Annotated in this window: 10 protein-coding genes; 2 read left to right on the top strand and 8 right to left on the bottom strand. The window is 46.0% G+C overall.

Translation table 11 applies throughout. The features are described 5' to 3' along the window. Window positions 1–4: 4 nt before the first annotated feature. The 3 genes from AB4329_RS13560 to AB4329_RS13550 are packed head-to-tail and all read right to left on the bottom strand — an operon-like array spanning window position 5 to window position 2,846. Window positions 5–1,489, bottom strand: coding sequence for an aldehyde dehydrogenase (locus tag AB4329_RS13560; protein ID WP_017065010.1), 1,485 nt, complete (start codon window positions 1,487–1,489; stop codon window positions 5–7). A 36-nt stretch (window positions 1,490–1,525) separates the two neighbouring features. After that, window positions 1,526–2,083: an HTH-type transcriptional regulator PuuR gene (gene puuR / locus AB4329_RS13555; protein ID WP_017065011.1), complete on the bottom strand. Its 558-nt coding sequence runs from the start codon at window positions 2,081–2,083 to the stop codon at window positions 1,526–1,528. Between the two features lie 16 nt (window positions 2,084–2,099). Beyond that, a complete protein-coding gene (locus tag AB4329_RS13550) occupies window positions 2,100–2,846 on the bottom strand; it encodes a gamma-glutamyl-gamma-aminobutyrate hydrolase family protein (RefSeq protein ID WP_017065012.1) in 747 nt (248 codons plus the stop codon). 342 nt (window positions 2,847–3,188) lie between these two features. On the opposite strand from AB4329_RS13550, the gene AB4329_RS13545 reads away from it, so the two are divergent. Further along, window positions 3,189–4,532 carry a glutamine synthetase family protein gene (locus AB4329_RS13545; RefSeq protein WP_017065013.1) on the top strand — a complete coding sequence of 448 codons (1,344 nt, stop codon included), beginning with the start codon at window positions 3,189–3,191 and terminating at the stop codon, window positions 4,530–4,532. Window positions 4,533–4,549: 17 nt separating this feature from the next. Then, complete coding sequence (locus AB4329_RS13540; protein ID WP_017067343.1) at window positions 4,550–6,025, top strand: Na+/H+ antiporter NhaC family protein; 1,476 nt, start codon at window positions 4,550–4,552, stop codon at window positions 6,023–6,025. Between the two features lie 109 nt (window positions 6,026–6,134). Here AB4329_RS13540 and AB4329_RS13535 read toward each other — a convergent pair whose 3' ends face one another. The 5 genes from AB4329_RS13535 to gcl all read right to left on the bottom strand — a co-directional run bounded on the left by AB4329_RS13535 (window position 6,135) and on the right by gcl (window position 12,011). Continuing rightward, complete coding sequence (locus AB4329_RS13535) at window positions 6,135–6,749, bottom strand: TetR/AcrR family transcriptional regulator (protein ID WP_372138532.1); 615 nt, start codon at window positions 6,747–6,749, stop codon at window positions 6,135–6,137. A gap of 163 nt (window positions 6,750–6,912) precedes the next feature. Beyond that, window positions 6,913–8,223 (bottom strand): glycerate kinase, encoded by a 1,311-nt coding sequence (locus AB4329_RS13530; RefSeq protein ID WP_108099394.1) that lies wholly within the window; start codon window positions 8,221–8,223, stop codon window positions 6,913–6,915. A 187-nt stretch (window positions 8,224–8,410) separates the two neighbouring features. Next, window positions 8,411–9,307, bottom strand: coding sequence for a 2-hydroxy-3-oxopropionate reductase (locus tag AB4329_RS13525; RefSeq protein ID WP_102556181.1), 897 nt, complete (start codon window positions 9,305–9,307; stop codon window positions 8,411–8,413). A 37-nt stretch (window positions 9,308–9,344) separates the two neighbouring features. Further along, window positions 9,345–10,121, bottom strand: a complete 777-nt coding sequence (gene hyi, locus AB4329_RS13520) for a hydroxypyruvate isomerase (RefSeq protein ID WP_017075254.1) — start codon at window positions 10,119–10,121, stop codon at window positions 9,345–9,347. A 117-nt stretch (window positions 10,122–10,238) separates the two neighbouring features. After that, on the bottom strand, window positions 10,239–12,011 hold the full coding sequence (gcl, locus tag AB4329_RS13515; RefSeq protein ID WP_086714505.1) for a glyoxylate carboligase: 1,773 nt from the start codon (window positions 12,009–12,011) through the stop codon (window positions 10,239–10,241). Window positions 12,012–12,253: the final 242 nt, after the last annotated feature.

Genomic DNA, 12,253 nt, shown 5'->3' with positions numbered 1-12,253 from the left:
CAGGCTAAGGGTGAAGGCGAATCCAAGTGGTTTTGGTTTCTGTGAATTTTTCGATGGCGTGCAGTGATTTATCACGGCCGTTACCACTCATTTTGAACCCACCAAAAGGGACGGTCATATCACCTTCGTTGTAGTTGTTCACCCAAACAGAACCTGCCTGAAGCTGTTTAGCTACACGGTGTACGCGGTTAATGTTATTGCTCCAAAGCGCCGCACCTAAACCGTATTTTGAGTCATTGGCGATTGCGACGGCTTCAGCTTCATCTTTAAATGAGATAACACAAAGTACAGGACCAAAGATCTCTTCCTGGGCGACACGCATTTTATTGTCAACGTTATCAAGAATGGTCGGCTCAACAAATGCACCTTTGCCTTCAACATCACCCCCGCAACGAAGAACTGCACCTTCCGCTTGGCCAAGCTCTATATATTCAAGCACTTTTGATTTGTGACCTTGATCGATGAGCGCTCCCATCGAAGATGAGGTGTCCATTGGGTCTTTCGGCATAAAGGATTGAGCCGCAGAAATGACTTTATCAACAAAGCGATCTTTGATGCTTTCGTGCACTAATAAACGAGTTGCAGCGACACAGACTTCGCCTTGGTTATAGAAGCAACCACCAGCGGTTTCTGCGGCTGCACGATCGAGGTCTTCGCAGTCTTCAAATACGATATTGGCATTCTTACCACCAGCCTCAGCAAACACACGCTTAAGATTGGTTTCACCAGAACGAACCATTAATTGACCAGCAATACGAGTGGAACCCGTAAATGCAATACAGTCGACGTCATGGTGTTTCGCTAAAGCATCACCGGCTTCATGGCCAAAGCCTGTAACGACTTGAAAAACGCCACGTGGTAAGCCTGCTTGATTGGCGAGTTGACCAATATAAATAGCAGTGAGAGAAGATTTTTCAGAGGGTTTAAGAATAACGCTATTACCTGCTGCTAATGCAGGGCCAAGTTTCCAGCAAGCTAACCATAATGGAAAGTTCCATGGAACTACCGCTGCAACAACACCGATAGCTTGATGAGAAACAAAGGCGTGTACATCTTGTTCCGTTGGCGCGACTTCCCCATACACTTTATCGATGGCTTCTGCATACCAACGCAGTGCACTTGCAGCACCAGGGATATCGGTTGAAAAGCTATGGCTGATTGGCTTACCCGTATCTAGGGTTTCCAGCAACGCAAGTTCTTCACGATGTTGGTCAATCAGCGTTGCAAATTGGCTGAGTACCGCTTTGCGATATGACGGAGCGCTGTTGCTCCATTCACCAGAAAGGAAAGCTTGACGAGCACATGTTACCGCAAGCTCAACATCTTCTTCTTGGCAACGAGCTATCTGGGTCAGTGTCTCGTCGGTAGCCGGGTTAACAACATCTAGAGTTTCTCCACTGATAGCTGCGCTATATTCGCCATTAATAAAGGCACGATTTTCGATGTTTAGATTGTTTCTCAGTTCAATCCATTGTTCTTGGGTTTTCATACGCTCTCCTTGTTATCACAACAAGGCAAGGCCCACTTAGAATGTGGTTGGCGTATGCGCGCTTATCATTCGACAAGCCTTGTCTGTGTGATTTGTGAACTTGTGCGGCTGCGTCGTATCAATAATGTACGATTCACCTTGTTTAAGGACAAAAGATTGCTCTTTGTATTCCAGAGTGATTTCGCCCTCTAAAATAGTGCCGATCTCTTCGCCTTCATGTTTAATTTCCGCCGCACCCGTTGTGCCGTGGGGGGCATACTCTTCAATCAAAAATCCAATTACCTGTTCTTTGCTGCCGTTGGTTACCAATTTCATTGAAACCGACTCACTGCCCATTTCAACCAACTCTTCAGGTGCAACGACAACCTTCACTTCATCGCTTTTGGGTTGTTCAAGTGTGAAAAACTCCGAAAGAGATAAAGAAAAAACATTCACTATTTTTTGCAACGAACTTACTGAAGGGCTTACCTTCGCATTCTCAATCGAAGAGATCGCGCTATGTGTAATACCTGCTCGTTCGGCTAATTCTCGTTGTGACAATCCATGTTCTTTTCTTAATCGAACAATATTTTTACCAATCTCTTGGTTGTCCATGTAGGTGGCTCCTAACTTATAGAGAGGCCGCCATCATAAATTCTTTAAACAAAATTTGAGAGAAATGATTCGTTTTTGCTTTCCATTCTGGGTGCCACTGCACGCCAACAAAGAATTTTTGCCCTGGAAGACTAAACGCTTCCACTAAACCATCCGGTGCTTTAGCTTCCACAGTCAGTTGGGGAGCTAATTGGTCAACCCCTTGGTTATGAAGAGTATTAACCTCAAAAAAGATAGTGTTTTCCCAATGATTTTCAGTCAGCCATTTCTCAAACAAACTTTGTTTTTGCACCAACACCGCGTGTGATGGAGCGTACTTTTCCTCAAAGTCTTCGACCTCACTCTCTCTATGGTCGTTGAAACCTGAATCATGAACTGCTGGGTTCAGTGAGCCTCCCAGAGCAACATTCATCTCTTGAAATCCACGGCAAACACCAAAACACGGAATGTCTTTGTCTATCGCTTGACGAATCAAAGTAAAGGAAAGCTCATCTCGAGCTTCATCTTTCTTAGACTCTTCATGAGTGCCGTTGTAATGATGTGGTGCCACATTTGAGTGACTCCCCGGAAATAAAAAACCGTCGCAGATGTTAAGAAGACGCTCAACGTCTTCACTTGCCATATCCGGAGCCAATATCAGTGGCAACCCACCAAAGTCTTTCACAGCCGTGAGGTAAAAATTATTCACTGCCTGTATTTGATAGCCACCCAATTCTTTAGCGCAACTAACAATTCCAATAATGGGTTTGCTTGTTCTAGACATGTTACTTCCGTGCTCGATTTATTTAACACTTACACTACAAATCATGTACAAAATTATCAACACCGATGTTCGATATTATGACCAAAGCGTGACCAAACCCACCTTTTTGGTCAAAAAAACGACTAATTTTGGACATTATATTGAGCAAAACACAATCAACTGTTACAAAATAGTTAACAGAAACATCTTTCAATAAAATTGTAAATTTCAAAGTAATCAACGCAAGCTTATGTATTAAAAGGAAATAACCTTTAAAACTAGACTTTAGTCTAATTAGTACAATTGACTTGTTTCTTTTTTATTACTTTTAATTTACCAAATAGAGGCTAGTTGGAGAACACAATGGAATCGTATCTACAGGAAGTTAAAAATTTTCGACAAAAATGGCCCAACATCGAGTTTGTTGATCTGATTTTTACCGACATCAATGCCACACCAAGAGGCAAGCGCATCCCAGTAAGTGCACTACACAAGCTGCATAAAGGAGTAGCTCTTCCCCTCTCGACAATTACTTTAGATACCAAAGGTAATGTGGTTGAAACAGCAGGGTTAGGTGAAGAATTGGGAGAACCAGACAACATGTGTTTCCCAATTGCGGATACATTGATGCCTACCGCTAAAGAGCAAGTGGGCCAAATAATGTTGAGTATGATGGATGAGTCAGCCCACACCCCAAACCCGCTCTTTATTCGTAATATCGTCAGTGAAATTCTCGAAAAGTTACACACCAAAGATCAACATCCATGTGTTGCCTTAGAGCTAGAGTTTTACTTAATAGACAGGAAGCGGGGTGAGATGGGAGCACTACAAACAGCCATCAACCCAAACAAAAAATCACGAGAAAAAGATACCGAAGTCTATGACTTAGATGGTTTGGATGATTACGCAGACTTTTTGGCCGATCTTAACAAAGTCGCTCAAGAACAAGGGTTAAATACTTCGGGGGCACTATCTGAATCCGCCCCAGGACAATTCGAAATTAACTTCAACCACTCTAAAGATGTACTACGAGTGTGTGATGAAATCATCATCGTCAAACGCCTAATTCGTCAAATTGCTAATCAACATGATTTCGATGCTACCTTCATGGCTAAGCCATTTAGTGAGCAAGCTGGTAACGGTATGCACATCCACCTTAGCTTGGTGGATTCCAACGACAATAACCACTTCAGCCAACAAGATGGTGAACCCAGTAATCTCTTTTATCAAACCATGGCCGCGATGCTTGCTCAAACATCCGATTCCATGGCCTTGATTTGCCCTAACGTTAACTCTTACCGCCGCTTTGTTCCAGGAGCTTACGTGCCAACGAAAGCAGACTGGGGCGAGAACCATCGTGGTGTCGCACTGCGTGTTCCTATCAGCGACAGCAACAATCGCCGAATTGAACACCGCATTGCGGGAGCTGACGTTAACCCTTACATTCTCGCTGCAGTAGTACTATCCGCAGTATTAGCGAGTGAAAACTATACCAAAGACCAATGTCCTAACTCCCTCAGTGATGATGCAATAGACTTACCTCTGCGTATGTCTGAAGCTCTCGATCAGCTAGAACGCAGTGAGCTGACCCCGTACATCTCTAAAGAGTTTGTCGATCTATATTTAGCTTGTAAACGAAGTGAACTGGCGGAGTTTGAACGCGCCATCACTCCATTAGAAATCGACTGGATGTTGCACTCAGCATAAACAAAGGAACTACACGTATGACTACGCAAACTAAGGCGTTGGACGCGCCGCTGAAGATCAACAGTCAACACATCATGGTATCTCTATTGGTTGTCGCGACTTTCATTTTCTTCACATCAATTGGATTGAACCACCAAGAAGGAGAGGCCTATGGATGGATGAGCCTTCTCCCTACCGCACTTGTTTTGGTATTCGCCCTAACTACACACCGCACCGTAGAGGCGCTTTTTAGTGGTACCATCGCTGGTGTACTACTACTCAATCCTGCGCAAGCCGTTGAGCAAATTGTCGGCATATCGATGGATGTAATGATGAACGAAACCATTGCATGGATCGTTCTAGTTTGCGGACTGATGGGGGGATTAATCGCAATTCTCGAAAAAGGCGGCAGTATTTTAAGCTTTTCAGATATGTTGGTCACAAAGGTTAAGAGCCGTAAACAATCTATGCTGATGACCTTTTTCCTCGGCATCATGATCTTTATTGATGACTATCTGAACGCGATCGCTATCTCATCATCGATGAAGAAGATTACTGACGGATACAACATCTCCCGTGAAAAACTATCTTATCTAGTCGATTCCACCGCTGCGCCGATTTGTATTCTGGTGCCAATATCAACATGGGCTATTTTCTTTAGCTCACTGCTTGAAGCGAATGGAGTGGCTGAAGCTGGTGAGGGTATCAAAGCATATATTGAAGCGATTCCATACATGGCTTATGGCTGGGTTACGCTGATAATCGTCCTTCTCGTTGCGTTAGAAAAGATGCCGGATTTAGGCGCAATGAAGCAGGCTGAGGAACGAGCGAAGAAAGGTCAAGTACGTCCTGACGGTGCAACAGACATCGACTTTGGCGCAGATATTACAGCGCACACCAACCCAACGATGGGATTAATCAACTTCCTATTGCCTATGGTGGTGTTAGTTGGTGCAAGCTGGTACTTCGGTATTGATCTATTAGCAGGCGTATTTGTCGCAATTATCTTTACTATCTGCTTCTATGGTGTTCAACGTCTAATCTCAATGAATGATATGTTTGAAGCTGTCTACGACGGAATCAAAGTTATGCTGCTGCCATTGGCAACGGTGATTGGTGGATTCATGCTGAAGTCTGTGAATGATTCTCTAGGAGTGACACAATATGTCATCGAGACAGTAAGCCCTTATCTATCGGCGTCTTACTTCCCAGCAATTATCTTTATGATCACCGGTGCATTGGTGTTTGCTACCGCATCTTCTTGGGGAACTTTTGCAGTTGCTATGCCAATCGTATTGCCTCTAGGCGAACAACTTGGCGTACCTCTACATTTAACTATTGCGGCTCTGCTTTCGGCATCAGCAGCGGGCAGTCACTCATGTTTCTTTAGTGACTCAACGGTATTGTCAGCTCAAGGTTCCGGGTGTACCTCAATGCAACACGCAACCACTCAATTCCCCTACGCATTGATAGGTATTGTCGCAACAGCTCTCTTCTTCTTGTTAGTTGGCTAAGCCTCATACAGCTAAAATACAAGCGTAAAAAATGCCTTATTCTACGATAAGGCATTTCAATTTCCTGAAGAGCAAGCTTAAAGCAACTCTCAGCAAGACTCTCCAGCTTTCAAGTGCTCCCTTTCACACCACAGCCTTTAATCACTAGCTGAGTGATGAACTCAGCGGCATCGGCATAGTCTTTATCATCGAGTTGGTCCTTCTGCATCACGCTGCAAATCTGCCAGCCAAAATCGGCGTAGGTTTGAGTTGCCGCCCAGATGGTAAACATCAGGTGATGAGCGGGAACATCGTCCATTAGGCCCTGCGCCGACCATGTCGAGAACTTATCAAGGATCATCTGTGATTGCTTATACAGCTCGTCACCAATCTCTTTCGGCAGCACTTTCGCGCCAGACATCACTTCATTGGCAAACACTTTAGAGGCATGTGGATGGTCGCGAGAAATGAGCAGTTTGGTTTGAATATATTGGGACAAGGCTTCAACAGGATCGCTGAGCTCTTCAATCGGACGAGACGCTTCTAGTAAAGGCTGAGTGACGGTTTCAAGCACAGCGTTGTAGAGCTTATCTTTAGAGCTGAAATAGTAGAATACGTTGGGTTTGGGAATGTCGGCCGCTTTTGCGATATCGGCCATTTTTGTTGCGGCATAACCATGAGTGGCGAATTGTTCACACGCGACTTCGATGATTAAATCTTGATTCTTTTGTCTGATCCTAGACATATTGCATCCTTTACAGCTCGTTACTAAAATCATAGTAATCAACGTGCTTCATTAGTCCAGAAGATAATCTCAGAACTCAAGGTCACCGCATTGATAACAATAAAATGGCCGCTCTATTTGTTAAGAAGCGACCATTCCATACCGTGTTTTTGAACTGTTCAAGTTAAAGAATCAATATTGCGCGAAAGTCATTCACATTGGTCAGCGTCGGCCCCGTGGTAAGAAGCACATCGACTTGCTTGAAGAAATCGTAGCTGTTGTTGGCATCGAGATAGTCTTGCGCTTTAAGCGACAGGCTCGAACCTTGTTGCCATGTTTGAGGCGTGATCCATGCGCCCGCATTGTCTTCCACGCCATCAATCCCGTCGGTATCGGCAGCTAATGCAAATATGTTGTCTTGTCCCTTAAGCTCGTTATACAAGCTCAACAAGAACTCACAGTTACGCCCACCGCGACCATTGCCTTTAACGGTTACTGTGGTTTCCCCGCCGGAAAGTATCACGCAAGGCGTCTCGAATGGGTGCTTGTTATTAGCCACTTGTTTGGCTAGCGCAGCATGCACCTTCGCGACATCTCGCGCTTCTCCCTCTATGCAATCACTCAACACATAAGCGGGAATACCCAAGCCTTCAGCTTCTGCAGCAGCGGATTCCAATGCCGACATCGGGGTAGCGATAATATGGTGCTCCGCGTTCTTCCAACAGGCATCATCTGGCTTAATGGTCTCTGACTCTGGATTATTTAGCCATTCAAATGCCGAGCGTGGTGTTTCTATTTGATAACGTTCTAAAATGGCCATCGCATCAAAACGCGTGGTGGTGTCGGGTACGGTTGGGCCCGATGCAATCACACTGATGTCATCGCCCGGCACATCAGAAATCGCCAGTGACACTACCCTTGCAGGATACGCAGCTTTGGCGAGTCGACCACCTTTTATCGAAGATAGATGTTTGCGCACACAGTTCATCTCATCAATGGCGGCGCCTGATTTAAGCAGCGCCTTATTGATTTGTTGCTTCTCTGCTAGGCTGATGTCACCACCGGGTAAGCTTAATAGTGCAGAGCCGCCACCCGACAGTAGGCAAATAACCGTGTCGTCAGCGCTCAAGCCACTCACCAATTGCAGCATACGTTGGCTCACTTCTAAGCCCATCGCATCTGGCACGGGGTGCGCAGCTTCAATCACTTCGATATGTTCGCAAGGGGCGGTGTGTTCGTAGCGGGTCACGACTAAGCCTTCAAGATCACGCAGTGCGAGATCTTGCTGTTGTTTAACTTGCCAGACGGCTTCGAGCTCAGCGGCCATCGACGCGGCTGCTTTACCTGCTCCTATAACGACAGTTCGCCCAGCTTGGTTAGCAGAGCGATAAAAAATGTCTTTAGGAAGAAAAGGTTCGATGTGATTTTTAGGTAGCGCCTGATTAACAGCACTTGAGAAAAGGGTTTGCAGAAACTGCTTAGCATCAATGTCCATCAGCCACTCCTTAGTTGACGGAGAAAAAAAGAACCCCGATACAAGGCCAAAGGGTGCCTGCTAAGATCAAGTTGGAAAGGAACAACTTCAACCTCTGCCTCGTATCAGGAACGCGTATAAAAGGAGACGAAACTACGCGATTTATAAACAAACTGTTGGGCTACGAATCGATAGCAGCCTTAATTAATTAGCGAATCGAGTGGTCAGAACGTTTCTCAATCGCTTGGATAAGCGCAGAGTGGTCCCAACCTTCACCGCCCATTTCGGCACACTCGCCAAACAACTCTTGAGCGTTAGCCGTATTAGGTAGTGCAACCCCTAGCTCTTGTGCGCCCGTTAGCGCTAAGTTGAGGTCTTTTTGGTGAAGTGAGATTCTAAAGCCCGGGTCGAATGTGCCTTCAACCATACGCTCACCGTGCACTTCCAATATCTTAGAGTTAGCAAAGCCACCTAATAGCGCTTGACGAACTCGTGCTGGATCAGCACCAGCTTTTGAAGCAAAGACTAACGCCTCAGACACGGCTTCGATATTCAGAGCAACGATGATTTGGTTTGCGACCTTACAGGTTTGACCTGCACCGTTATCACCCACCAGCGTGATGTTCTTACCCATGATTTCAAATAGCGGACGTGCTTTGTCAAAGGCGTCTTGCTCACCGCCCACCATGATAGTCAGCGCTGCATTAATAGCGCCTACTTCGCCACCTGATACCGGTGCATCAAGGTATGAAGCACCACCTTCATTGATTCGCGCTGCAATTGCTTTGGTCGCGATTGGCGAGATCGAACTCATGTCGATAACCAGTTTCCCCGTTGCGCCACCCGCCGTTAGGCCTTTCTCGACGCCGTTGTCACCAAACAGGACATCTTCAACTTGTGGTGTATTCGGCACCATTAAGATAACGATATCTGCTGCTTCAGCCGCTTCCGCTGGTGAATGACAGACCGTTGCGCCCGCTGCCACAAGGTCGGCAGGTGCTGCATTAAAGTGATCCGACAGAATCAAATCGTGACCTGCTTTTTGAAGGTTACTCGCCATAGGTTTACCCATGATGCCAGTTCCGATAAATGCAATTTTAGACATGTTGTTCTCCTTAACGTTTGAGGGTTACCAGACTCAATTAACGGTACTGGTGCAGCCAACCAAGGCCTTCTGTCGTTGTTGTTTTTGGCTTGTATTCGCAGCCAACCCAGCCTTGATAGCCAAGCTCATCAAGATAATTGAGCACGAATGGGTAGTTGATTTCGCCAGTACCCGGTTCGTGTCGGCCTGGATTATCCGCCAGTTGCACGTGTGCGATTTGGCCAATATTTTGTTGCATGGTCGGCGTAAGATCGCCTTCCATAATTTGCATGTGATAAATATCGTATTGGATAGAAAGGTTATCGCTCCCTACCTCTTTGATGATCGCTTTAGCTTGCTCTGTGGTGTTTAAGAAGAAGCCCGGAATATCGCGTGTATTGATCGCTTCTATCACTAAGCTGATGCCTTCTGCTGCTAGCGCGTTCGCCGCGTAATGCAGGTTAATCACAAACGCCGATTGCGCGTCTTGTTGGGTCACACCTTGCGGAACAATCCCCGCCAAGCAATTCACTTGAGTACAACCGAGCGCTTTTGCGTAAGCGATGGCTTTAGGTACACCCGCTTGAAATTCTTCAACTCGTGCTGGGTCGACCGCGATACCACGATCGCCAGCATCCCAATCACCCGCAGGCAGGTTGAATAGCACTTGCTCTAAGTTGTTAGCATCGAGCTTTGCTTTGATTGCCTGAGCATCAAAGGCGTAAGGGAAAAGGTATTCCACACCTTGAAAGCCCGCTTCTGCGGCAGCTTCAAAGCGGTCCATAAAATCAACTTCCGTGAATAACATTGACAAGTTTGCTGCAAATTTTGCCATGACTCTGTCCTTATTCTTTATTTTTGAAAATCTAGTTATTTGTAGTAGAGCCTCGCTCTATTGGAGGCTTTTCCGTAGAGCTAAGCCTCAGCTCTACGGATACACATGACTTAATGATTACTTGTACGCCAGCGCCGTTGGGGCATCGCCGCGGCTTTCGGCAAGTGGCTCAAATTCATTAATAGCATTGATCTCAACGCCCATCGCAATGTTGGTTACTCGCTCAAGAATTAGCTCAACAACAACCGGTACTTTATGCTTATTCATCAACTCTTTGGCTTGTTCAAACGCAGCGGCAATTTGCTCTGGTTCACGAACTCGAATCGCCTTACAGCCTAAACCTTCAACAACCGCGACATGGTCAACACCGTAGCCTTCAAGCTCTGGCGCGTTCTGGTTATCAAACGCCAGTTGTACACAATAATCGATATCAAATTGGCGCTGCGCTTGGCGAATCAAACCTAAGTACGAGTTGTTCACTAACACATGAATGTATGGCAAGTTGAACTGCGCACCTACCGCCAGTTCTTCGATCATAAATTGGAAATCGTAATCTCCAGAGATAGCAACGATATCGCGATCTGGATCAGCAGCTCGTACGCCTAATGCGGCTGGCGTTGTCCAACCCAATGGGCCAGCTTGACCACAGTTGATCCAGTTACGCGGCTTATAAACATGCAGGAACTGAGCCGCAGCGATTTGCGACAAACCAATGGTGCTCACATAGCAAGTATCACGACCAAACGCCTTGTTCATCTCTTCATAAACACGCATCGGTTTCATTGGTGCTTCATCGAAATTGGTTTTACGCAGCATGGTCGATTTGCGTTCCTGACACTCGCTTGCCCAAGCATTTCGGTTCGGCAATTTGCCAGCGTCACGCCACTCTTGCGCCACTTCAACCATTAGCTCTAGCGCTGCTTTCGCATCAGAGACAATGCCTAAATCTGGGCAGAACACGCGACCGATCTGGGTCGGTTCAATATCAACGTGAACAAACTTTCGGCCTTCGGTGTAAACATCGACAGAGCCGGTATGACGGTTTGCCCATCGGTTACCGACACCAAACACAAAGTCAGAGTTGAGCATGGTTTCGTTGCCGTAACGGTGAGACGTTTGTAGCCCTACCATGCCTGCCATTAATTCATGATCATCTGGGATCGAGCCCCAACCCATCAAGGTTGGAATCACAGGAACTCCAGTGATCTCGGCAAACTGTTGCAACAATTCAGACGCACCAGCATTAATCACGCCACCGCCCGATACAATCAGCGGTTTCTCCGATTGAGACATCATGGTTAATGCTTTCTCAACCTGCGCGCGAGTTGCTTGCGGTTTGTAAGGTTCTAGCGGTTCATAGGTATCGATATCAAACTCAATCTCAGCCAGCTGAACATCAATCGGTAGATCTATCAGGATTGGCCCCGGGCGACCCGAACGCATCAAATGAAAGGCTTTTTGAAATGCGCGTGGCACTTGTGCAGGTTCCAGCACCGTGGTTGCCCATTTAGTGACTGGTTTAGCGATAGATTCAATGTCGACCGCTTGGAAATCTTCTTTATGAAGACGAGCACGGGGCGCTTGGCCTGTGATACATAGAATTGGAATCGAATCAGCAGACGCAGAATAAAGACCCGTGATCATGTCCGTTCCCGCAGGACCAGAAGTACCAATACACACACCTATATTGCCTTGATTAGTACGCGTGTACCCTTCAGCCATATGGGATGCACCCTCTACGTGACGAGCTAAGACGTGGTCGATTCCTCCGAGCTTTTTCATAGCCGCATACATAGGGTTTATTGCTGCGCCGGGAACACCAAATGCGATGTCTACACCTTCACGTTTAAGCACTTCTACCGCTGCTTCAATCGCTTTCATAATTGCCATTCGAACCTCCAGTTCAGATTGTATACAATTAAACTAACTTTTGTGTACTATGAACCATCCTCGCTATTTATCAACCCCAGAATGAAACAATTTCGTTACATCAACCCATCACATTAAGTACGCACTCATCCTGAAAAGCTTACAATTCATTGCTTTACATAAAATATCTTTACGTGAAAATAAATTACAAAAAGATCAAATGATAAATAAATGTTAAATACCGTTTGCTTGTTTACAATTTC

This window comes from Vibrio sp. 10N.261.54.A5, from assembly GCF_041471145.1.
GTDB lineage: Bacteria > Pseudomonadota > Gammaproteobacteria > Enterobacterales > Vibrionaceae > Vibrio > Vibrio crassostreae_C.
This window is presented reverse-complemented; position numbering and strand designations above follow the sequence as displayed.

What these genes read in the sequence shown, in the direction of transcription:
- AB4329_RS13560 (WP_017065010.1), bottom strand. Translation starts at nt 1,489, where the DNA reads ATGAAAACCCAAGAACAATGGATTGAACTGAGAAACAATCTAAACATC.
- puuR (WP_017065011.1), bottom strand. Translation starts at nt 2,083, where the DNA reads ATGGACAACCAAGAGATTGGTAAAAATATTGTTCGATTAAGAAAAGAA.
- AB4329_RS13550 (WP_017065012.1), bottom strand. Translation starts at nt 2,846, where the DNA reads ATGTCTAGAACAAGCAAACCCATTATTGGAATTGTTAGTTGCGCTAAA.
- AB4329_RS13545 (WP_017065013.1), top strand. Translation starts at nt 3,189, where the DNA reads ATGGAATCGTATCTACAGGAAGTTAAAAATTTTCGACAAAAATGGCCC.
- AB4329_RS13540 (WP_017067343.1), top strand. Translation starts at nt 4,550, where the DNA reads ATGACTACGCAAACTAAGGCGTTGGACGCGCCGCTGAAGATCAACAGT.
- AB4329_RS13535 (WP_372138532.1), bottom strand. Translation starts at nt 6,749, where the DNA reads ATGTCTAGGATCAGACAAAAGAATCAAGATTTAATCATCGAAGTCGCG.
- AB4329_RS13530 (WP_108099394.1), bottom strand. Translation starts at nt 8,223, where the DNA reads ATGGACATTGATGCTAAGCAGTTTCTGCAAACCCTTTTCTCAAGTGCT.
- AB4329_RS13525 (WP_102556181.1), bottom strand. Translation starts at nt 9,307, where the DNA reads ATGTCTAAAATTGCATTTATCGGAACTGGCATCATGGGTAAACCTATG.
- hyi (WP_017075254.1), bottom strand. Translation starts at nt 10,121, where the DNA reads ATGGCAAAATTTGCAGCAAACTTGTCAATGTTATTCACGGAAGTTGAT.
- gcl (WP_086714505.1), bottom strand. Translation starts at nt 12,011, where the DNA reads ATGGCAATTATGAAAGCGATTGAAGCAGCGGTAGAAGTGCTTAAACGT.